18 protein-coding genes, 1 pseudogene and 1 riboswitch are annotated in these 22933 nt (G+C 57.6%); of the genes and pseudogenes, 15 read left to right on the top strand and 4 right to left on the bottom strand.

What is annotated here, in order from left to right; all coding sequences use genetic code 11:
- The first annotated feature begins 354 nt into the window (after positions 1 to 354).
- From flgF to mgtE, 8 genes are all read left to right on the top strand, one after another.
- On the top strand, positions 355 to 1101 hold the full coding sequence (flgF, locus tag ACY8FN_RS11205) for a flagellar basal-body rod protein FlgF (protein WP_042022025.1): 747 nt from the start codon (positions 355 to 357) through the stop codon (positions 1099 to 1101).
- A 15-nt stretch (positions 1102 to 1116) separates the two neighbouring features.
- Positions 1117 to 1905 carry a flagellar basal-body rod protein FlgG gene (gene flgG / locus ACY8FN_RS11200; protein ID WP_042022024.1) on the top strand — a complete coding sequence of 263 codons (789 nt, stop codon included), beginning with the start codon at positions 1117 to 1119 and terminating at the stop codon, positions 1903 to 1905.
- Between the two features lie 14 nt (positions 1906 to 1919).
- On the top strand, positions 1920 to 2591 hold the full coding sequence (gene flgH / locus ACY8FN_RS11195; protein WP_068977212.1) for a flagellar basal body L-ring protein FlgH: 672 nt from the start codon (positions 1920 to 1922) through the stop codon (positions 2589 to 2591).
- Between the two features lie 8 nt (positions 2592 to 2599).
- Entirely contained in the window at positions 2600 to 3697 is a 1098-nt protein-coding gene (locus tag ACY8FN_RS11190; RefSeq protein ID WP_139693550.1) for a flagellar basal body P-ring protein FlgI, read from the top strand.
- 43 nt (positions 3698 to 3740) lie between these two features.
- Complete coding sequence (gene flgJ, locus ACY8FN_RS11185; protein ID WP_463100051.1) at positions 3741 to 4802, top strand: flagellar assembly peptidoglycan hydrolase FlgJ; 1062 nt, start codon at positions 3741 to 3743, stop codon at positions 4800 to 4802.
- Positions 4803 to 4805: 3 nt separating this feature from the next.
- On the top strand, positions 4806 to 6815 hold the full coding sequence (locus ACY8FN_RS11180; RefSeq protein ID WP_463100050.1) for a FlgK family flagellar hook-associated protein: 2010 nt from the start codon (positions 4806 to 4808) through the stop codon (positions 6813 to 6815).
- Between the two features lie 4 nt (positions 6816 to 6819).
- Positions 6820 to 8028, top strand: a complete 1209-nt coding sequence (gene flgL / locus ACY8FN_RS11175) for a flagellar hook-associated protein FlgL (RefSeq protein ID WP_463100049.1) — start codon at positions 6820 to 6822, stop codon at positions 8026 to 8028.
- 179 nt (positions 8029 to 8207) lie between these two features.
- Positions 8208 to 8377, top strand: a riboswitch (M-box (ykoK) riboswitch).
- 122 nt (positions 8378 to 8499) lie between these two features.
- Positions 8500 to 9843 (top strand): magnesium transporter, encoded by a 1344-nt coding sequence (gene mgtE, locus ACY8FN_RS11170; RefSeq protein WP_463100048.1) that lies wholly within the window; start codon positions 8500 to 8502, stop codon positions 9841 to 9843.
- Positions 9844 to 10068: 225 nt separating this feature from the next.
- Here the strand turns inward: mgtE and icd are convergent, their stop codons facing one another.
- Both icd and ACY8FN_RS11160 read right to left on the bottom strand, forming a co-directional pair.
- Positions 10069 to 11322: an NADP-dependent isocitrate dehydrogenase gene (icd, locus tag ACY8FN_RS11165; protein WP_463100047.1), complete on the bottom strand. Its 1254-nt coding sequence runs from the start codon at positions 11320 to 11322 to the stop codon at positions 10069 to 10071.
- A gap of 156 nt (positions 11323 to 11478) precedes the next feature.
- Positions 11479 to 12354, bottom strand: coding sequence for an AraC family transcriptional regulator (locus ACY8FN_RS11160; protein ID WP_068977217.1), 876 nt, complete (start codon positions 12352 to 12354; stop codon positions 11479 to 11481).
- Positions 12355 to 12470: 116 nt separating this feature from the next.
- Between ACY8FN_RS11160 and manA the strand changes: the two genes are divergently transcribed.
- The gene (manA, locus tag ACY8FN_RS11155; RefSeq protein ID WP_463100046.1) at positions 12471 to 13661 is read left to right on the top strand and encodes a mannose-6-phosphate isomerase, class I; all 1191 of its coding nucleotides are present in this window, start codon (positions 12471 to 12473) and stop codon (positions 13659 to 13661) included.
- Positions 13662 to 13849: 188 nt separating this feature from the next.
- On the opposite strand, the pseudogene ACY8FN_RS11150 reads toward manA, so the two are convergent.
- Positions 13850 to 13984 (bottom strand): annotated as a pseudogene (locus tag ACY8FN_RS11150) (IS30 family transposase); the annotation flags it as partial.
- A 16-nt stretch (positions 13985 to 14000) separates the two neighbouring features.
- Between ACY8FN_RS11150 and ACY8FN_RS11145 the strand changes: the two are divergent.
- From ACY8FN_RS11145 to ACY8FN_RS11130, 4 genes are all read left to right on the top strand, one after another.
- A complete protein-coding gene (locus ACY8FN_RS11145; RefSeq protein WP_463100045.1) occupies positions 14001 to 14177 on the top strand; it encodes a hypothetical protein in 177 nt (58 codons plus the stop codon).
- 443 nt (positions 14178 to 14620) lie between these two features.
- On the top strand, positions 14621 to 16513 hold the full coding sequence (locus ACY8FN_RS11140; protein WP_463100044.1) for a PTS fructose transporter subunit EIIC: 1893 nt from the start codon (positions 14621 to 14623) through the stop codon (positions 16511 to 16513).
- 234 nt (positions 16514 to 16747) lie between these two features.
- A complete protein-coding gene (locus ACY8FN_RS11135) occupies positions 16748 to 17500 on the top strand; it encodes a DNA/RNA non-specific endonuclease (RefSeq protein WP_463100043.1) in 753 nt (250 codons plus the stop codon).
- A 300-nt stretch (positions 17501 to 17800) separates the two neighbouring features.
- A complete protein-coding gene (locus tag ACY8FN_RS11130; RefSeq protein ID WP_463100042.1) occupies positions 17801 to 18904 on the top strand; it encodes an ElyC/SanA/YdcF family protein in 1104 nt (367 codons plus the stop codon).
- Between the two features lie 71 nt (positions 18905 to 18975).
- On the opposite strand, the gene ACY8FN_RS11125 is transcribed toward ACY8FN_RS11130, so the two are convergent.
- Entirely contained in the window at positions 18976 to 19350 is a 375-nt protein-coding gene (locus ACY8FN_RS11125; protein ID WP_463100041.1) for a DUF805 domain-containing protein, read from the bottom strand.
- A 367-nt stretch (positions 19351 to 19717) separates the two neighbouring features.
- Between ACY8FN_RS11125 and ACY8FN_RS11120 the strand changes: the two genes are divergently transcribed.
- Both ACY8FN_RS11120 and ACY8FN_RS11115 read left to right on the top strand, forming a co-directional pair.
- The gene (locus ACY8FN_RS11120) at positions 19718 to 21643 is read left to right on the top strand and encodes an NAD(P)-binding protein (protein ID WP_463100040.1); all 1926 of its coding nucleotides are present in this window, start codon (positions 19718 to 19720) and stop codon (positions 21641 to 21643) included.
- Positions 21640 to 22875: a c-type cytochrome gene (locus ACY8FN_RS11115; protein WP_463100039.1), complete on the top strand. Its 1236-nt coding sequence runs from the start codon at positions 21640 to 21642 to the stop codon at positions 22873 to 22875. The genes ACY8FN_RS11120 and ACY8FN_RS11115 overlap by 4 nt, the downstream gene beginning before the upstream one ends.
- Positions 22876 to 22933 lie beyond the last annotated feature (58 nt).

Here is a 22933-nt window from a genome sequence, read left to right as displayed (position 1 = left end):
ACGATATCTCTGGCCGAGTATGGACCTTACTCGATGCTCATATATTGGGGAAGAAGGCTGGCTGGCGCCGTTGATATAGGCAACGCATTGTTTATTAACTGATTTATTCTGGCGCCCCTCTCTGGCGAGACTTGCCATCTGATTGTGGCTGGGCCGTTAGGGTAGAAGGGTTCTGGGCGTATCACCGCTGTTGCTTGAGCTGCTTGCAAGAATCAATCTGTAGGAGACGCCACTCTTTCTATCTTTCCTTACATCCGAAATCCCCCTGAACCCACTTATTACACTCCTCCCCTCATCTGTTGGCATTCTAATTGCTTTCTTCCGGTCAGAGTCATCTGTTTGACGGAGAATGCCATGGATCACCTGCTTTATATCGCCATGTCCGGGGCCAAAGAGACCATGAACAGCCTGGCTGTTCGGGGTAACAACCTCGCCAATGCCAATACCACGGGTTTCAAGTCTGACTTTGAGCAGGCCAGAAGCATGCAGGCGTTTGGCGAGGGCTTACCGACTCGTGTGTTCGCCATGGCGGAACGTCCGGGTCAGAATCTGCAGCATGGCATGCTGATGACCACCGGACGGGATCTGGACGTGGCAGTTGATGGCCCGGGCTGGATTGCGGTGCAAGACCCCAAAGGAGGCGAAGCCTATACCCGCATGGGGAATTTACAGGTCAATGCGACCGGCAATTTGCAAACGTCGACCGGGTTGAACCTGGTGGATGACGGTGGCCAGCCTATCGTGCTGCCGATGCCGATGGAAAAACTCGAGATCAATCGTGACGGTACCATCAGTGGCCGCCCAGAAGGGGCTGCCGCCAATTTGCCGGAAGATTTTCAGCGGATCAAACTGGTCAATCCGGCTGCCGATGCCGTGGAAAAGGGACAGGATGGTCTGTTTCGCCGCAAGGATGGTCAAAATGAGGCCGCCTCAGCCAATGTTGGCTTGATTGCCGGCTCTCTTGAAGGGAGCAACGTCAATGTGGTGGACGAAATGACCAACCTGATCCGGTTGCAACGCCAGTTCGAAACCCAGGTCAAAATAATGAAGACGGCCGAAGAGAATGATGAAGCCCAAACCCAGCTGCTGCGTATCAGCTAATCAAGGAGTTACACCATGAATCCTGCACTCTGGATCAGCAAGACCGGGTTGGATGCACAGCAGACCAATATTTCGGTCACCTCCAACAACCTGGCGAACGCCAGCACCGTGGGCTTCAAAAAGTCGCGGGCCATCTTCGAAGATTTGCTTTATCAGAACATCAATCAGCCCGGTGGCCGTTCCTCTGCCGATACCGAACTCCCCTCCGGCTTGATGCTGGGAGCTGGCGCCAAAGTTGTGGCGACCCAGAAAAACCACAGCCAGGGTAATGTGCAAACCACCGACAACTCGCTGGATCTGATGATCAGTGGCCGCGGCTACTTTGAAATTCAGCTGCCCGATGGCAGCGCGGCTTATACCCGTAATGGCCAGTTTACCCTCAATGATGAAGGCACCATTGTCACCCCTGGTAATGGTTACCCTCTGCAGCCGGAAATCCAGATCCCGGAAAACGCCCAGAGCGTCACTGTGGGTGAAGATGGTCAGGTCTCGGTGCAGCTCAAAGGAGACGGCGCCTCACAGGTGGTGGGGCAGGTCAATATCTCCGACTTTGTCAACGCCAGCGGCTTGCAGCCGATGGGGGAGAACATGTTTGTCGAGACCCAATCCAGTGGCGCCGCGATTCAGGGGGTTGCCGGGGCGGATGGTCTGGGGGTGATCAAGCAGGGGATGCTGGAGACCTCCAACGTCAACGTGACCGAAGAGCTGGTGAACCTGATCCAGGCCCAGCGGGTGTACGAGATGAACTCCAAGGTTCTCTCGGCAGTGGATGGCATGATGTCCTTCCTGATCCAGCGTACCTAATTAGGAGGCGCATGATGAAAGCCGTATGGATGCTGGGATTGCTGGTGCTGGGAGGGTGTAGCAGTACCCCCAATACGCCCAGGCCGGATGATCCCGAGTTCTCCCCCGTCTACGGGGAGTCGGATCCTGTCTCGGTGCGACCGACAGGGGCCATTTTTCAGCCGGATCAGGTCAATGGCATCTATTCGGATATCAAGGCGCACAAGGTAGGCGACATCATCACCATTGAACTGTCGGAATCGACCTCCGCCTCGAAAAAGGCCAATACCCAGAGTGGCAAGGACAACAAGTTCAATCTGGATCCAGTCAAGTTGGGCGGCGTGCCAGTCACCGCCAGCCCCTACGACCTCTCTGCCTCTATTGGTCAAAACAGCGCGTTCAAGGGCCAAGCCAAGGCGGATCAGAGCAATAGCCTGCAGGGTAATATTTCGGTCAGCGTGGCCAAGGTGCTGCCCAACGGCAATCTGGTGGTGCGTGGTGAGAAGTGGATCATGCTCAACAATGGTAATGAGTACATCCGTATTACCGGCCTCATCCGTCCTGGTGATGTGACCTCGGATAATAGTGTCTCGTCACAGAAGGTGGCCAATGCCCGAATTTACTATGGTGGTACCGGCGATCTGGCCAATAGCCAGGAGCAAGGGTGGCTTACCAGCTTTTTCAATGGCCCCTGGTGGCCGCTCTAGGAGATGTTATGAAGTCACTCCGTCTCGTTACCCTGCTCTGCTGTCTGCTGCCCTTGGGGGCGGCGAACGCGGCCCGGATCAAGGACATCAGTTCGGTTGATGGGGTGCGCAACAACCAGTTGATTGGCTATGGTCTGGTGGTCGGTCTGCCCGGTACTGGCGAGAAGAACAACGCCTTTACCGAACAAACGTTCCGCACCATGCTCAATAACTTTGGTATCAAGGTGCCGGATAACATCAAACCCAAGATCAAGGATGTGGCACCGGTGGCGATCCACGCTGACTTGCCCCCCTTCTCCAAGCCGGGCCAGACCATCGATGTGACGGTTTCCGCCATCGGGGAAGCCAAGAGCCTGCGCGGCGGTACCTTGCTGCAAAGCTTTTTGAAGGGGCTTGATGGGCGGGTATATGCAGTGGCACAAGGCAGTCTGGTGGTCGGTGGCTTGGGGGCGGAAGGGGCTGACGGTTCCAAGGTGGTCGTCAATACGCCGACCGTGGGACGTATCGCCAATGGCGCGACGGTAGAGCGGGAGGTGCCCAACTCCTTCAGCCAGGGCGACACCATTACCTTCAACCTCAATCGTCCCGATTTTACCACTGCCCGTCGCCTGGCTGATGTGGTCAATGACCTGGTCGGCCCCAACATGGCGCAGGCACTCGACGCCACCTCGATCAAGGTTTACGCCCCGCGCGATCCGAGCCAGCGGGTGGCTTATCTGGCCACTATCGAGAATCTGGAAGTCGATCCGGCCAATGAAGCAGCCAAGATCATCGTCAACTCCCGTACCGGCACCATCGTCATCGGCAGTCAGGTCAAGCTCAAACCGGCGGCCATCAGCCATGGTGGGCTGACGGTGACCATCGCCGAAAACCAGCAGGTCTCCCAGCCCAACCCATTGGCGGGAGGAGAGACAACGGTCACCAACAACTCGACTATCAATGTGCAACAGGAGCCGGGGCGGATGTTCAAGTTTGATACCGGTGCGACCCTGGATGATCTGGTGCGGGCGGTGAATCAGGTCGGGGTGGCCCCCGGAGATTTGATGGCGATCCTTGAGGCGTTGCAGCAGGCCGGAGCCATCGAAGGACAACTGGTCATATTGTAACAAGCGGCAAGTGATTGCCATGGGTGGCAATGAGGTAAGCAAAATGGCGGAGTTTGACACCAACAGCGGCATGAATCTCGGGATGGTGCAGGACATCAAGAACCTGGATCGTCTGCGCCAGATGAGCCAAAGCAAAGAGGGACAGGCCGAAGCACTCCAGAGTGCGTCGCGTCAGTTCGAGTCAATCTTTACCCAGATGCTGTTTCAGGGCATGCGTCAGGCCAATGCGGTACTGACCCAGGACAACCCGATGAACAGCAGTTATACCCAGTTTTATGAAGGAATGCTGGATGAACAACGGGTAGCCGACCTATCCAGCAAGGGCGGATTGGGGTTGGCCCAGATGGTCGTCAAGCAATTCTCCCCGGAGGCGTTTACTCACCAGGATGGTCGGGTGCTCAAGATGCCGCAGCGCACCGAGCGGGTCTATAAACCCTACGAACCACCCAAGGCCGCCGCAGATGAATTGATCACTGCGTCAAAAGTTGGCAAAGATTTTGCTGAGAAAGAGATGGCTGTGCCCCATGGGCTCGCCATGCCCAGTCGGCCACATCGCAGCGTACCGCCAATGGGACACCCCACCAGCGAAGCGGGCACGGCCCCTGGCAGTGGTAGCAAAGAGTTTGAAACCCCGGAAGAGTTCGTCAATCGCCTGATGCCGCTGGCCAAGAAAGCGGCCGACAAGTTGGGATTGAGCCCGGCGGTACTGGTCGCCCAAGCGGCATTAGAAAGTGGCTGGGGCAAGCGAGTGATCAAGGATGGTGACGGCCAGATGACCCATAACCTGTTTGGCATCAAGGCAGATCCTCGCTGGGAAGGGCCCAAAGCAGTGGTCAGCACCCTGGAGTATGAAGAGGGCGTCGCCTCCCGTCAGAAAGCAGCATTTCGCTCCTATGAGTCGTTTGAAGAGAGCTTCAATGACTACGTGGACTTCCTCACCTGCGGCTCTCGCTACAAGGGGGCCCTGACAAAAGTGGATAGTCCGGACCGCTACTTCGAGGCGCTGCAACAGGCGGGTTATGCCACCGACCCGCAGTACGCCAGTAAACTGAAACAGGTATTGCGCAGTGATGCCATTGCCCAATACAACGAGATGGAGCTGTAACATATGGCAAGCGACCTGCTTGGGATTGGTTCATCGGGCGTGCTGGCGCAGCAACGTCTGCTGCAGACCACCAGTAACAACATAGTGAACGTCAATAGCCAGGGCTATGTGCGTGAGCGTACGCTGGTGTTTACCAATTCCATCGGTCTTGGTACCGGTGACATCAAGACCCAGCGGGTGATCAACGACTATATGCAGGGGGAGGTGCGCCGTGATACCTCCGCCTATCACGCTTCTATGACCCATTACGAACAGCTGGCGGGTGTTGACAGCTTGCTGGGGGATACCAGCAACAGTGTGGGGGCGGCCATCACCTCCTATTTCAAGTCATTTCACTCTGCCAATGAATCGCCCGCCGAGATTGGGGGTCGCAAGGTGGCGATGACGGAGTTGAGCGGCATGGTCAACCGTTTCCATACCCTCTCGGCGCAGCTCGACAAGCAGAGCGTTACCCTCAACACCCGTATCGAAGATGAAGCCAAGCAGGTCAACAGCCTGCTCACCAGCATCAATGATCTCAATCAGGCCATACTCCGCACTCAGGGCTCTCCCGAAGAGAACCTGATGCTATTTGATCAGCGGGATGAAGCGATCCGCCAACTGTCTGAGAAGATGGATATTCGCACCGTTGCTCAACCCAACGGCAGCATGCTGGTCAATATGAGCACCGGCCATTCGTTGATCCTCGATGGTGGCGTCGCCCAGTTCAAGCTGATTGCGGGAGATCCTGACTCACGGGATCAGGAGTTGCAGCTGACGTTGGGGGATAATCAGGCCACTATCGATCACGATACATTTGGTGGGGCCATGGGCGGGCTGTTCAAGGCGCGAACCGACCTTGAGCCCACCAAGCGTGAGCTGGGGCAGTTGGCTGTCGCGATGGCTGATGCGATGAATCAGCAGAACCGCCTCGGGATGGATCTGGATAACGAGATTGGCGGCGATATCTTCACCCTACCTACCAACAAGGGATTGCCATACGGCAGTAATACCGGGACGGTCGGGGCCAATGTCAGTTTCGTGCCGGGCAAGGGGACGTCAGTCACGCCATTTGATTACGAAGTGCGCTTTAGCAGCGCAACCGGTTATGAGGTGTTTTCGCTGGACAAGTCGGGCAATCGCACCTCTGTGGCGACCGGCATAACGCCTCCGCCTCCTGCAACGTTTGAACTCACCGGTCACGGTATTTCAATCGAGCTCACCGGTAATCCGGCTGCCGGTGACAAATTGTTGTTGCAACCTACCAAGAGTGCTGCGGCGGGCCTTGGCCAGCTGATCACCCGGCCGGAAGATCTTGCTCTGGCTTCTCCGCTTAAAGCCGAGAAGACGACCAATAACATCGGCAGTGCTGATATCAAGCTGGGGGGGGTGTTCAATACAGGGGCGGGATCTGGCTTTGGCACCAATACGCTTGATCCCGCGGCTCCTCAGGTGGTCAAGATTGACGCCAACGGCAACTATCAGGTTTTTCAAGCCGATGGTACCACACTGAAAGGTACGGCGCCTGCGAGCAGCAAGGGGCAAAACCTGATGTCGGCTATCGTCGACCCCTTTCCCGGCGGGTCTCCCGTTTACGTAAATCCTAAAGAGGATCCCGGTTACGAATTCAGCATTACCGGCACAGTGCAAGCCAAGGACAGCTTCAAGCTCAGTTACAACAGCAACGGCTTTGCCGATAACAGCAATGGTCTGGCATTGGCCGAACTGCAAAACAAGGATCTGGTGCGCAAGAGCACCAATGGTGGTACCACCAATGACAAGATGACCTTTAATCAGGCTTATTCCGGATTGGTGATGGAGGTAGGCAACAATACCAGTCAGGCAAAAACCTTGCTCAAGGCCAATGAATCCAAGCTGATCCAGAGCACCGGCATCTTTGAAAGCGTGTCAGGGGTCAATCTGGAGGAGGAGGCAGCCAATCTGATCCGCTTCCAGCAATCCTATGCCGCTTCGGCGCAAATCGTCAGTACCGCCAAAACCATTTTCGATACACTGCTCTCGTCCGTGAGGTAACGTCATGCGCATTACCACCAACATGATCTACGACCGGAATATCTATTCCCTCAACAGTGCCAATGAGCGGTTGAGTACCGCCTATCAACAGCTGCAGACCGGTAATAAATTTCAGACTGCTGGCGAAGATCCCGCAGGGATGAGCCAGAAGATGGCACTGACCAAGGAGATCGACCTGTTCAAGCAGTATGGGGTCAATGGCAGCTTGCTGGAAAACAGTCTGGGGCATGAGGAGACGGTATTAACGTCGATTAATAATGCGATGCTCAGTGCCCAGACCCTGATCCAGAAGTCAAATAACGGCTCTATCAGCATGGATGATCGCAAGGCTATTGCCAGCGAGCTGGAAGGGTTACAGCAGCAGATGTTCGACCTGATGAATAGCAAAAACTCGTCCGGTGAGTTTATCTTTGGCGGCAATCAGAGCAAGACCCAGCCATATATCAAAGATGCCAACGGAAAATATATTTATCAGGGTGATCCTGGTCAGCGAAATATTCAGGTGTCACCCACAGTACAAATTGCTGCCAATGATTCTGGGCAGGATCTGTTTGAAATTGTGGCGACCAGAAGAACAGCTAGTGCGTTGACTCCTGACATCAAGGTGGATGTATCTGATCAGGATAATTTCGATAATTTTTATAGAGCAAATTACAATTCATCCTTGGCAATTAATTCATATACAGTGTCGACAACTGCCGGAACACCCGACACCTATGAGATTAAGGATGCTGCTGGTAATTCTGTTGCAAACGGTAATTATATTTCAGGTAATGGTATTCCGTTTAATGGGCTGGAGTTAACTCTTAATGTACCTGTCGGAGGCACTCCACAGCAATTTGAGCTAAAAAAACCAGAAAATGATAACATTCTCAACGGGATGTCAGATTTTATTACCGCTTTACGTAACCCCAGTATTACCGCTGATAACTTTGCGCTGGAAGTGGCTGATGCCACCGTCCATATGAAAAATGCTCGCCTGAATATCGATCATGGGTTGGGTGAGCTGGGTGGCCGGATGAACAGTCTCGAGGCGGTCATGGGCTCCAATGAAGGGCTCAGCACCCTCAACTCAGAGGCGAGAGCCAAGGTGTCAGAAGCAGACCTCTATGAGGTTATTTCGACACTGTCAAAAGAGGATGCGGCACTGAGTGCTTCGCAACTCTCTTTCAGCAAAATAAGTCGCTTGACGCTATTTGACTATATCCGCTAATAAAAGGCCCGCTTGGGGCCTTTTATTTTAGCTTCGATCTGCAAACAGGTTCTGTGCCATCACCAGCCAATTGTAACAAGCTGTTGCCATTTTCCATTTAATGGTTGCTGCGGGGTTGACCTCCCCACGGGATTGGATAATCATGCCGCCGGCACAACCCAGAGTTGTGCAGATTATTTGCAGCATCTCGTTAGGCGAGGCTCCTGTATAAACACAGGCCACTGATCTCACGACGTCCAGAGACGCCCAAGATCAGGACAGTTTTCATCGGATTAAGGTGTAAACCCAAGTGGCTTCCGGCATGCCGGATACGTTATACAGTGCTAAAGCTGGTACGTGGGGATGATGACACGCCGAACGGCGTCATTTCCTGCCTATTACTCGTCAATCAAATTGCTGTTTTCTTTCAGACTGCGATCGGATATTCGATCGTGTTCAGGCCTAGCCTGAAATCACATAAGGTCATTTGTGATGAAGAAAACACATACCATTCTTAACCGTCATCAACTGCTCGATCTGGCTGCCCTGCAGGGTTGGCTGGAACATAATCTGGATCCGGTTCAGCGCGCCGATCAACTGCTAACCCTGCGTCCGGAAGAGCTCAACTGCATCTTTGATACCCTGCCCGTTTCGCAAGGGGCCGAACTACTTGGCTCGCTCTCGGCCGAGAGTGCGGCCCGCTTGCTACAGCGACTGCATGGCAGCATTGTCAGCGTGTTGCAGGAGGCCATTCCCCGTCGCGAGATGGTGGCCATCCTGCGCAAACTGGGCCGTCAGGATCGCACTATCTTGCTGGCTCGATTCCCGACCCAAGCGCAGGCCATGTACTACTCCCTGCTGGATTGGCCCACCGAATCGGTCGGGGCCAACATGCGCCACGAGTATCTGGCAGTAAGGGAAGAGGACTCCATCGGTCATGCCAAACAGCTGATCCACGATGCCTGGGACAATGCCCAGCTGTTTCGCCACATCTATGTGATCAATGGGGATGGTCGTCTGCAGGGGAGTATCTCTCTCAAGACGCTGCTGATCGCCGATCCGCTGGCTAAAGTGGCCAACCTGATGGATCGGGAGACGGTACGGATCAACGCCCGGGCAGATCAGGAGTTGGCCGCGCGCCTGCTGATCGACCGCGACCTCTCGGTCCTGCCGGTCGAGGAGCAGGGGCGCCTGGTCGGTATTTTCCACGTCGATGACGCGGCGGATATTCTGGAGCTCGAATCCACCGAGGATGCCGAGATGCAGGGGGGCTCATCGCCGCTCGATACCCCCTACCTGCAAGCGACACCGTGGCAGCTGTGGCGCAAGCGGGTGGGCTGGCTGCTTATCCTGTTTGTGGCGGAAGCCTACACCGGCACTGTGCTGCGGGCATTTGAGGAGCAGCTGGAGGCCGCCATCGCGCTGGCCTTCTTTATCCCCCTGTTGATCGGCACCGGTGGTAACAGTGGTACCCAGATCACCACCACCATAGTCCGCGCCATGGCGGTCGGAGAGGTGAGCCTGCGCAATCTCGGCACAGTGCTGAAAAAGGAGCTTTCCACTGGCCTCTTGATCTCGGGGGCCATTGCCATGGCCGCCTGGGTGCGCGCCTGGAGCTTAGGGGTTGGCCCCGAAATAGGCATGGTGGTGACCTTTACCATCATCGCCATCGTGCTGTGGAGTGCCACGGTCGCCTCTATCATCCCCATGGTGCTGCGTCGTTTCCGCATCGATCCGGCGGTGGTCTCTGCGCCGTTTATTGCGACCCTGGTGGATGGTACCGGTCTTATCATCTACTTCGAGATGGCCAAATGGTTATTGCCTGAGTTGCAGTAACGAAAGGTGAAACCCTGTTGATGAGGCCTGGATAAATAAGCGGGGCAGTTTGTATTGCCGGAACCTTGTATTGCCGAAAAGAAGGGAGCGAAGCTATCCCCGCAGCGTGAAGCCAAGGCCACAGAAGAACAGAGTGAAAAAAGCCAATAAAAAATGCCAGTCAGGCTTAACTGACTGGCATTTTTCTCATGACACAGGTCTTCGTTTCAGACCATCAACCCATCATTACATCTGGTCGATCATGTCCTGGGCGAACTGGGAGCAGGAACGCAGAGTGGCCCCTTCCATCAGACGCTCGAAGTCATAGGTGACGGTCTTGTTGGCGATGGCCGCTTCCATCCCCTTGATGATGAGATCGGCCGCTTCGACCCAGCCCATGTGGCGCAGCATCATCTCGGCAGAGAGGATCAGGGAGCCCGGGTTGACCTTGTCCTGACCGGCATATTTCGGCGCAGTACCGTGGGTCGCTTCGAACAGCGCCACGCCGTCACCGATGTTGGCACCCGGCGCGATGCCGATACCGCCAACCTGAGCGGCCAGCGCATCGGAGATGTAGTCGCCGTTGAGGTTCATACAGGCGATGACATCATACTCGGCCGGACGCAGCAGGATCTGCTGCAGGAAGGCGTCAGCGATGACATCCTTGATAACGATGGTCTTGCCGGTTTTCGGGTTCTTGAAGGAGCACCAGGGGCCACCGTCAATCAGCTGAGCACCGTACTCGCTTTGGGCCAGAGCATAACCCCAATCCTTGAAGGCACCTTCGGTGAACTTCATGATGTTGCCCTTGTGCACCAGGGTCACGGAGTCGCGATCGTTGTCGATGGCATACTCGATGGCGGCACGCACCAGACGCTCGGTACCGGCCTTGGACATCGGCTTGATGCCGATACCGCAAGACTCGGGGAAGCGAATTTTCTTCACGCCCATCTCGTTTTGCAGGAAGGCGATCACCTTCTTGGCTTCTTCGCTATCCGCCTTCCACTCGATACCGGCGTAGATGTCTTCGGCGTTCTCGCGGAAGATCACCATGTCGGTCAGGTCAGGGCGCTTGACCGGGCTCGGGGTCCCTTCGTAGTAACGAACCGGGCGCAGGCAGATGTAGAGATCCAGCTCCTGACGCAGGGCCACGTTGAGGGAGCGAATACCGCCGCCGACCGGCGTGGTCAGCGGGCCCTTGATGGCCACGCAATATTCACGAATGAAATCCAGGGTTTCGGCCGGCAGCCAGGCACCTTCGCCATAGATATGAGTCGACTTCTCGCCGGTATAGATCTCCATCCAGGCGATCTTGCGCTCGCCCTTGTAGGCTTTCTCGACCGCAGCATTCACCACATTCAACATGGCCGGGGTTACGTCAACACCGATGCCATCCCCTTCGATAAACGGAATGATCGGATGGTTGGGAACCTGCAGCTTGCCGTTGGCATCGACTGTGATTTTCTGACCCTGGGTCGGGATTACTACTTTGCTTTCCATCGGCATCTCCTAACTTCCGTTTGTTATCAACTTGTTTGTTGCGCGCGGCCATCTTAGCCCATTCATTTTCATAATAAAATGGCGAGCAAGCATGTCAGACCAAAGAGGTAGCCACCCGCCAGTGCGCCGTCACCACCCCTTCCCGACCCCGCCCCGTTACCCCTCCTGCTCGCTGGTTACGGCCTGGGGCTGACTTAACGATCGATACTGGGAAGGGGTCAGCCCGGTCTTCAGCTTGAACACCCGACAGAAATAGTTCACATCGGTAAAACCGCAGCGATTGGCCACCTCTTCCAGACGAAAGCGATATTTTTTGAGCATGAACTTGGCCCGCTCCAGCCGTACCCAGCTGATGTAATCCGCCAGCCGCATATGCCCCTGCTGGCGGAACAAACGGGAGAGGTGGCTGGGGGAGAGATTGAAGCGGGCGGCGATGCATTCGCGGCTGATGGGGCGGTGGAAGTTTTCCTGAATGTAGATACAGATGCCGTGGAAGAGATCGGAGCCGCGAGGGCGGCCGCTCTCCGACTCCACCAGCAGTTGCCGTGAATAGCTGAGCAGCGCCTGCAGCAGGTAATTGTCCATCGGCGCCCTCACCTGCTCCTGCGCCAGAGTATTAAGAGAGAGCAGGATATGATCGAGTGCCCGTCCCGCTCCGGCCTGAATGCTGTGCTTTTGCACATCGAAAAAACCGGTGTCCCCCTTGTGCTTACTCACCAGACTGAAGCCTATCTGGCGCTTGCCAAACAACAGACTCAGAACGGAGCAGTCGTTGTCCCAATCCGGCTTGTTCCAGCCGTTAGGGGGGATGTACATCGCCTCGCGCTGACCCATCTGCACCGACTGCACATCCCCCTCCGGGGACCAGATCTGGTTGAGATAGTGGCCACTGAACACCAGCTCGAGACGCGGGAAGTTGACCTGATAACTGAAGCAGGGAGGCACCCCTTTGTCAGAGGCAAACAACACCTTCTCAAAGCCCTCTCCTTCACTTAGGAAACCGTCCAACAGTTGGGTAAAGATGATACTCATGAATGATCCTGATCAAGATGCAGAGAGCAACCGATTGCGGTGCGCTGCCCCTGCCATGCTATAGTCCGCGCCAGACTGAAATTCCCAAAAAATCGTTCTGATACAAGGAGCCATCCATGAGCTACCCACCGTTTTTTCTAATGTGCAACCCGATCCAGGATTATGTCTGGGGCAGTCATGACTCTCTGACCACGCTGTTTGGCATCAAAAATCCCGAGGGCAAACCACAAGCTGAACTGTGGATGGGCGCTCACCCCAATGGCTGCTCCGAAGTGACCCTGAGCGGCGAGAAACTGAAGCTTTCCCGCCTGATTGACGCCAACCCCGTTGCCATGTTGGGCGAAGCCACCCAGGCTCGCTTCGGCTCACTCCCCTTCCTGTTCAAGGTGCTCTGCGCCGAGCAAGCGCTCTCCATTCAGGTACACCCGAGCAAGGCACAGGCAGAGGCCGGTTTTGCCAAAGAAGAGGCCGCAGGCATCGATATCAAGGCGAGCAACCGCAACTACAGGGATCCGAACCACAAGCCGGAGCTGGTCTTTGCCCTCACCCGCTATCAGGCGATGAACGGCTTTCGCGCCATCCCGGCCATCCTGGCCCTGTTCGATCGGATGGCGCTGCCAGCGCTGGCCGACCTGACCGCGGCACTGCGCCAGTCACAGGATGAAGCTGGCCTGCAGCACTTCTTCCACCAGTTGCTGATCCTCAGCGGTGATCGCAAGGATGAGGCGCTGGCTGGCCTGCTGGCCTATGCCGCCGCCCATCAGGATGAAGAGACCTTCGCCACCATCAGTAATCTGGCCAACCAGTACCCGGGGGATGTGGGGCTCTTCTCGCCGCTGCTGCTCAACGTGGTGACGCTTGAGCCAGGTCAGGCGATGTTCCTCGATGCCCAGACCCCCCACGCCTACATTCACGGCACCGGCCTCGAGATCATGGCCAACTCCGACAACGTGCTGCGTGCCGGTCTGACCCCCAAATACATGGATGTGCCGGAGCTGCTGGCCTGTACCCGCTGCATCGCCAAGCCGGACGACCAGATCCTGCTCAGCCCGCGCATGGAAGGCACTGTACAGCACTTCGACGTACCGGTACCGGACTTCACCTTCAGCGTCTATGGCGCAGGGGAACATGCCCTGACCACCGGCAATGCCGAGATCCTGTTCGCCATCGATGGGCCCATCACCCTGATTGGCCAAAATGGCGAGCATCTGACACTGACCATCGGGCAATCTGCATTTGTACCCGCCAGCACCGGCGATTATCGCGTGACGGCTGAAGGGCGTTTTGCCCGCGCCAGCAACCGCTGATCCTTGTGCGCCATCGGCTCACCACCGTCTGTTCAAAGGGCCTTTCAGGGCCCTTTTTTCCAGCTCATCTGACCACATGGGTGCCGGTATTGCTCACAAAGTTGGTCATTAAACCCAACGCCGAAGAGTAACACGTTGACTTATAATGATTAATATCAGAGTGTCAGTTAACAAACAGTTCACACTCTCAGCCTGTGCTGAAACGCTGATAGCGCCTCCACCGTCACCAAACTCAAATCACTCCCCTTGGACACATACTGCCGCAGCAGACCATTACTGCTCCCATTCTGCCCTCGCTCCCATAAGCAACAAGAGTGAGCAAACTACACCTACCCGATCATGATCTCCCACGGTCTGGAAACGCCTTCTACGACCGGGCCATCGCCCGGATCGCCAAGGCGGCCGGCAACCATCAATGGCAAACCGCTCAAGGATGGCCTCTTCTTCGAGCACAAGGAGTTTGTACCCGGTGGCAACCTCCACTTCGTGATGGGCAATACCCCGCCACAACAGTAACGAGCCATAGCATTGAAGTGACATTCAGCACGCAACCCAAAAATGTCACTTTGTGATACCCGACGGCCCACGCCAGATGGATTGATAAAATCCAATCAGCGCCGGGCCGTTTTATTTTCCAGTGGGGAGCGTCGGTGCAGCCATAAACCCGTTATTTCTCAAATCAGCCTTAAATCGGGTAATAAACCGCAAAAAATGGCCTGAAAGCTCGTTGCAAGGGTTTTTCTGCCATACCTTGACCGCTGTCACATCCCGCCATCAATTAAACAAAAACAGCTATTGAGTTGCTACTCAACACTTTGCGAGCTGGATCACACCGGCAGCACCATGCAACAAAAATCCAGTTATTGCTACATTCATCGCCTGTCCAACCCTACCTGTGAGGGCAATAATGAGCCCAATTCGCAACGCATGACTTAGCCCTGACGGGAAAGGAGAGTGAGATGTTACCCACCATGACCAACGGCAGACTCATCTGCCTGGAGTTGAAGGCCACCAGCAAGGAGGCCCTGTTCGACGAGATGGCACAGATGCTGGCGCGCGATGGCGCTGTGTCTGATCAACAGCAATTCGTCAAAGATGTCTGGGCCCGCGAGCAGCTGGACTGCACCGGCTTCGAGCAAGGTGTCGCCCTGCCCCATGCCAAGAGCAAGGCCGTCAGCCGCCCTGCCATTGCCATCGGTGTCAGCCGCCAAGGTATCGAGTACGGCGCCGAAGATGGCAAGCCGACCCAGCTGATCTTCATGATCGCCTCCCCGGATGGCGGCGCCAACCACCACATCGAAGTGCTGGCCGAGCTCTCTACCCGCCTGCTGGAACCCGGTTTTATCGAGCAGATGAAAGCGGCCGCCACCGTTGAGCAAGCGCTGACCCTGCTCAAACAAGGCCCGAAAGTGGCAAAGCCTGCCCCTGCCGCCAAACCGGCTGCCACTGCACCGGTTGAACCCATCGATCGCACCTTCAAGGATCGCCTCAATACCATGAAGCAGCACCTGCTGTTTGGTACTTCCCACATGATCCCCTTCATCGTGGCGGGCGGTGTGTTGCTGTCCCTGTCGGTGATGATGAGCGGCAAGGGCGCCGTGCCGGAAGCGGGCTTCCTCAAAGACATGGCTACCATGGGTATCGCCGGTCTGACTCTGTTTACCGCCGTGCTGGGTGGCTATATCGCCTACTCGCTGGCTGACAAACCGGGCCTGGCTCCGGGCATGATCGGCTCCTGGATTGCCGTTCAGCACTATCAAACCGGTTTCCTCGGCGCCATTCTGGTGGGCTTTATCGCAGGTGCAGTGGTCAATCAGCTCAAGCGGATCAAGTTGCCTGACTCCATGACCTCGCTCGGTTCCATCTTCATCTATCCACTGGTCGGCACCTTCCTGGTGTGCGGCATAGTGATGTGGGGGATCGGTGCCCCGATCGCCGCCATGATGGAAGGGATGAACCACTGGCTCTCCAGCATGGCAGGCTCAGGTAAAGTGATGCTGGGTGCCATTTTGGGTGGTATGACTGCCTTCGATATGGGCGGCCCGGTCAACAAGGTTGCTACCCTGTTTGCCCAGACTCAGGTCAACACCCAGCCCTGGCTGATGGGCGGTGTCGGTATCGCCATCTGTGTGCCGCCGCTGGGCATGGCACTGGCCACCTTCATGTCTCCGAAGCGTTACAAGAAAGAAGAGCGTGAATCCGGTAAAGCGGCCGCCATCATGGGCATGATCGGTATCAGTGAAGGTGCCATCCCGTTCGCCGCAGCTGACCCCATGCGTGTTATCCCGGCCATCGTTGCTGGTGGTATCGTCGGCAACATCACCGGTTTCATGATGCACAGTATCAACCACGCCCCTTGGGGTGGCTGGATTGTACTGCCGGTGGTAGAAGGCAAGATGGGTTACATCCTGGGTACCGTACTCGGCGCCCTGACCACCGCCGTTATCGTCAACCTGCTGAAGAAGCCGGTGAGCGAAGAAGATGACGTGACCACCACCCAAACCAGCTTCGAGATCATCGAAGCCGAAGGTGAAGCAGACGTGCTGGCCATCACCGCCTGCCCGTCCGGTGTGGCCCACACCTTCCTGGCCGCCAAGAGCCTGCAGAAGGCCGCTGCCAAGCAGGGGATCAAGATCAAGGTCGAGACCCAGGGCGCCAACGGCATCATCAACCGCATCACCGCCAAGGATGTCGCCAACGCTCGCTACGTTATCTTCGCTCACGATGTGGCGATCAAATACCGCGAACGCTTCACCGATATCGAAGTCATCGATGTGAAGACCAAAGAGGCGATTCACAATCCGGAAGGTCTGCTGGCCCGCACCCAGGGCAACAAGGCCAACGCCGCCTGATAACCGCCAGACCCGACTCATCACAAGGGGCCCATCGCGGGCCCCTTTTCATTGCCTGCCGCGCAACCGCACATCATCGCACCGACCAAGCTACTGATTTAAAACATATTAACCAGTCACATCACGGATCTTGGCGAGCCGTCACAGAACGGTGACCTGTAAAAAACAGCCATTGAAGCGCTGGTCAGATCTCATGTCAAATGGCTCCGCCTACTAAACTGGAGCATCACAAAAATGATAAAAATCAATAGATTGGTTCTGGCTGTTACCCTCACTCTCACTGCTACCCCCTTGCTGGCCGCCCACTGGGCGTGCGGCGAGCACGTACGCTTCGGCCTCCCCTCCGAATCGGATCAGAAGCTCTGCCGTGAAGGGTATGCCGTCGGCTACAACTACGACTACAAGGTGGCGGACTGGGTCTCCTACCGGATGACCGCCCAGAGCGCACAGGGCACAGTGCCACGCAAGGATGCCTTCGCCGAGGACAGGGAGATCCCGGTTGCCTACCGCGCCACCCTCTCCGACTACAAGGGTTCGGGTTATGACCGTGGCCATCAGGCCCCGGCGGGGGACATGAAATCGAACAAGAACACCATGAAAGAGAGCTTCCTGCTGAGCAACATGACACCGCAGATCGGGGTGCTCAACCAGAAGGCGTGGCGTGTGCTGGAGGACAAGGTGAACAAGTGGGCGGTCTCCCGCAAGGATGTGCAGGTGATCACCGGCCCCATTTTTACCGGCTCTGAAGAGTCCATCGGTCAGGGGGTGGCAATCCCGAGCGCCTACTACAAGATCGTGATGGACCCGGCCAAACTGCAGGCCATCGCCTTTATCATGCCGCAGGAAGAGGTGCCCATCAGCCAGATCGCCGACTACCGGGTCTCGGTGCGTCAGGTGGAGGAGCAGACCCACCTCAACTTCTTCAGCGATATGCCCGAAGAGCAGCAGGAGACGCTGGAAGCCCGCGTCTCCCAGATGTGGAACTGACCGCGAACACTCACAAACCGATGGATTGACACCCCATCTATCTTGAATCGCGATAAAGAGAGGGGGAAGCCGGTTCCCCCTGCCTCTTTTAGATCCCTGCTGGCCCTTTGTTGCCACAGGGATACATCCCTGACAGTGGCAACCCTGCAACCCGCCCCGACTCACAGTTTGCCGCGCCGTTAGCTGATATATTGCCCCCTCTTTGGCACTAACAGACTGAATTGACGCACTTTTGCCTTATCCCATCGGCCCGCAAGCCGGTACATCACAGCGCGATTCAGCCCGACAGAGGACCTTTTGATGAAACAGACCCTTCTTGCCCTGACCCTCGGTGGCCTGCTGGCGCTCTCTCCCCTCGCCCTGCAGGCGGCCGAGAGCTCGATGCAGATGGAGCGCGATCTCAATACCCTGGTCAGCAAACGCCAGACGGTGGACATGCTGCTCAGCGAGGCACTGCAGATCTACAAGTCGCCAGCCAAGATCTCCCACGCCGGTTTTACCGCCAAGATGCCAAGCAATATGGAGCTGGTGACCGAGCGGCTGCTGGCCGCCTACCAGCTTGAACCCTACCGCACCGACCTGCTGATCTCGGCGGCCAACGCCCAGATCTACAACGGCAACCTGAGCCGCGCCATCACCTTGCTGGAGCAGGCGCAGGCCGTCGCCCCCGATGATCTCGACATCAACAGCTATCTCGCCATCTGGCAACTGGTGAAGGGCAACAAGGAGGCCTCCCGCAGCTATCTGGCGAAAGTGGCGGATCGCAACAGCGGCCGCGCCGCCGATCTGGAGGAGATCATCGCCCGGGTGCAGCGGATCACCGCCGCCCCGCTGCAGACCGAACTGACCGGGGATCAGCTCAAGGCCACCAAGGAGGGCAAACGCGCCATCGTCACCCTGGGCTATGCCCTTAATCCCGACGGCAGCATGGACAAGATCCTGCTGGGCCGTCTGCAAACCACTCTGGCGCTGGCCAAGGCCGACCCGGAGGCGCTGCTCATCCTGACCGGCGGCGTACCGCAGAACCGTCAGACCGAGGGCAAGCTGATGGCAGACTGGCTGGCCAACCACGGCATCGACCGCAGCCGCCTGATTGAAGAGAACTACGCCACCAGCACGGTGGATAACGCCCTCTACAGCGCCTATGCCCTCGCCCGCCACCAGATTGACTATGCGCTGCTGGTGAGCTCCGCCAGCCATGTGCGCCGTGGCCAGACGGTGCTGGAAGTAGCCTGCGACCAGATTGGTCCGGCCAACCTCAAGGTGGCGAGCGTCAGCTACCCCGACAAGCCCCTCGAGGAGCTGGCCACCCCGAGCGAAAGCGAGCTGCTCGGCATCTACCGCGACGCCCTGCGCACCTACGGCATGTGGAGCTACCGCTCCGCCCCGCTGCTGGAGCGTTGATCGAGCATCAAAATGAAAAAGAGAGGGAGGCATCATGCCTCCCTCTCTTTTTATTGGCCCAGCAGCTCCCCTTAACTGACCATAAAGCCCTGCGAGGGTAGCGCCTTGGGATCGTCACCGAAACGGTTCGGCCCCTGCTGGCCGTTGCAGACCATAAAGTAGATAAGCACCAGAGTACCGATAATGGGGATGAGCCCGAGCAGCAGCCACCAAGCGCTGCGGTCGGTGTCGTGCAGGCGACGGGCCGCCACCGCCAGCGATGGCAGCAGCACAGCCAGCGAATAGATCGAGCTGATCAGCTCCTTGTCGCCGCCAATAAGCTTGTCCACCATGCCCAGCAGCAGCATGACGATGACGTTGCACAGCACGAACATCCAGTATTCGGTGCGACGGGCCCGCCCGCTGAATACCGCATATTGCTTGAGGACCGAGATATACCAGTTCATTGCGCCTCCAGAGTGGCTATCACGCCAGTGAGTAAAAAGAGAGTCGATAAAACAAGTAGTTAAGATCTTAGCGCGATCACTCCCCCGAGTCGACAGGGATGCCCGAACGCCTCCCAAACTAATCAGCTGCGGCAATCATTGACCGGCCCAAGCCGGGAGATCTGCGCCCCTGCAACAGGGCAAATCATCCCCATCAGCGCATCACTCTCGTCACAAGCAGGAAAATGGTGCTTAATAATCCATTAGCAATCGTATGGACTCAGCGTGAGGATAACGGTAGATTCTGCGCCCAATCCTGAACAGGATCTGTGTCTCCCTCCCATAATGAATCCACTTATTCATTACTTCTCCTAACACAGGGATTGCCATGAGTATTACACGCAGAGATTTTCTCAATGGCGTTGCCATCACCATTGCGGCAGGCATCGCCCCCATCAATCTGCTCAAGGCTGCCGAAGGTGGCAGCGCGCTGGCAGATAAAACCCTGGCCTACCCGCCCGCCCTCACCGGCCTGCGCGGCAACCACCCGGGCTCTTTCGAACCGGCCCACAGCATCGCCCGCGATGGCAAGCAGTATGACTTCGCCAGTATTCCCCTTGAGGGAGAGGTCGATCTGGTGATCGTCGGCGCCGGGATCAGCGGTCTGGCCGCCGCCTGCTTCTATCAGCAGTTGCTCGGCGCGGATAAAAAGATCCTGCTGCTCGACAACCACGACGACTTTGGCGGTCACGCCAAGCGCAATGAGTTCACCACTCCCGATGGCCTGCGACTGGGTTATGGCGGCAGCGAATCCCTGCAATCGCCGCGTTCGGTCTACAGCCCGGTGGCGCTGGGGCTGCTCAAGGCGCTGGAGGTCAACATCGACGAGCTGGCCAAAGGGTTCCAGCAGACCTTCTATCCGGATCTGGGGCTCAGCCGCGGCGTCTATTTCGACGAGAAGCACTTTGGCGTCAACAAGATAGTGAACGGGGATCCGGGCCACAACGTGGCGGACGACATCCCCCGCGATCGCCTGAACGGCCGCCCGCTGGCAGAGTTTATCGGCGACTTCCCCCTCGATGATGCCGACAAGGCCGCCCTGCTGGCGCTGCACGAATCGAAGATCGACTACCTGAGCGGCATGACCCGCGAGCAGCAGGATCTGTGGGTGACCCGCAACAGCTACACCAGCTTCCTGCGCGATAAAGTGGGCCTCAGCGAGCGGGCGATCACTTACTTCCAGCAGCGCACCAACGACTTCCAGGCGGTCGGCATCGACGCCACCGCCTGCGCCGATGCGCGTCTGTGCGCCTTGCCGGGTTTCGATGGCCTCAATCTGACGCCCCTCGATGCCGAGGAGCAGGCGGAGCTGGACGACCCCTACATCTTCCACTTCCCCGATGGCAACGCCGGTCTCACCCGCCTGATGGTCCGCAAGCTCATTCCGCAAGTGGCACCGGGCCACACCATGCAGGATGTGGTGCTGGCCAAGTTTGACTACAGCAAGCTCGACCTGCCGGAGCACAAGGTGCAGCTGCGCCTTGGCAGCACGGCGCTGCAGGCCAAAAACGTGCGCCTCGCCGATGGCAAGCTGGCAGTGGATGTCACCTACATCAAGGAGGGGAAACTGCATCGGGTACGGGCCAAGCAGTCAGTCATGGCCGGCTACAACATGATGATCCCCTACATGGTGCCCGAGATGCCGGAGCCCCAGAAGGAGGCGCTGCGCCAGAACGCCAAGGCGCCGCTGGTCTACACCAAGGTGGTGATCAAGAACTGGCAAGCCTTCGTCAAGCTGGGGGTGCACGAGGTCTACTCCCCTGCCGCCCCCTACAGCCGGGTCAAGCTCGACTATCCGGTCAACCTGGGGGGCTACGAGCATCCCAAGAGCCCGGATCAGCCGATGTGCCTGCACATGGTCTATGTGCCGACCCTGCCGGGCAGCGGCCTGTCGGCCCGCGAGCAGTCCCGCAAGGGGCGCGCCATGATCCTCGGCATGCCGTTCGAGCAGCATGAGCAGATGATCCGCGAACAGCTGCAGGGGATGCTGGGCAGCGCCGGTTTCAACCATGAGCAGGATATCCTCGCCATCACGGTCAACCGCTGGTCTCACGGCTACTCCTATGTCACCAACACCCTGTTTGATGACGAAGCGCAGTGCGAAAAATGGATTGAACTGGGTCGCCAGCCAATCGGCAACATCACCATCGCCAACTCGGATGCAGGCTGGAGCCCCTACGCCCACGCCGCCATCGACGAAGCATGGCGCGCCGTCAACGAGCTGGTGGCCATCAGCAAGGGAGGTGCCCAATGAGCCGCGTCCTGTCACTGACGGCCAGCGCCCTGCTGCTGGCTCTGCCCGCCCTTGCCGCCAGCGCAGCCCCCGCCATGTCGGCCGGTGAATACGTGGCCAAGCTCGGCGATTGCGCCGCCTGTCACACCAGCGAGACCAGCAAGCCGCTGGCGGGCGGCAAAGGGTTCCCGACCCCCATCGGCACCGTATTTGCCACCAACATCACCCCCGACAAGACCCACGGCATCGGCAACTACAGCCTGCCGGAGTTCATCAAGGTGATGCGAGAAGGGGTGGCCCGCGACGGGCATCAGCTCTATCCGGCCATGCCCTACACCGCCTACGCCAAGATGAGCGATAAGGATCTCGAAGATCTCTATCACCATCTGATGAAGGAGGTGCAGCCGCTGGCCATCGCCAACAAGGAGAGCGACATCCCCTGGCCGCTCAATATGCGCTGGCCGCTGATGGGCTGGAACTGGCTCTACCACGATGACAGCCGCTTCACCCCGGTGGCTGGCAAGAGTGAAGAGTGGAATCGCGGCGCCTATCTGGTGCAGGGTGCCGGTCACTGCGGCAGCTGCCACACCCCGCGCGGGTTTGGCATGCAGGAGAAAGCGCTGACCGAGGCGGACCCCGTCTACCTGAGCGGTGCCGCCCTCGATGGCTGGTATGCCCCCGATATTCGCGGCAGCCGTTACAGCAAGCAGGCGCTGATCGACCTGCTGAAAACCGGCCGCAGCCAGCGTGAAGCAGTCGCGGGCCCCATGGCGGAAGTGATCACTCACAGCAGCCAGTATTTCAGCGACGCCGATCTGGCCAGCATCGCCACCTACCTCACCGACCTGAAAGATGAGCCGGTCACTGAGCAAGGGGCCCGCGCCTACGCCAGTGCCAGCGGCAAGGCGGACTACGCCATGTACTGCTCCACCTGTCACGGGGTCAACGGTCAGGGCAATGACCACGTCATCCCCTCGCTGGTGAACAACCGCACCGTGCTGGCGAGCGATCCGTCGAGCCTGATCAACGTGCTGCTGCACGGCGCCGAGACCCCGGTCACCCACGGCCATCTGGGTTACCACATGCCGGGTTATGGCTGGACCCTGGATAACGAGCGGCTCGCCGAGCTGGTCAACACCCTGCGCGCCTCCTGGGGCAATGAAGGCACCGCCGTCAAGGCGGCGGCGGTCAAGGCGGCGGCGGTCAAGGCGGCGGCGGTCAAGGCCCAGCGCGAGCTGCACGGCAAGGAGTAAGGGCAAGCAGCTCTCTCTTGGCCAAGCGCCATAAAAAACGGGCCTCCACTGGAGGCCC

The organism is Aeromonas sp. 160P (assembly GCF_055193095.1).
The sequence above is the reverse complement of the archived record's forward strand: the minus strand, read 5'-3'. Positions and strand labels throughout refer to the sequence as shown.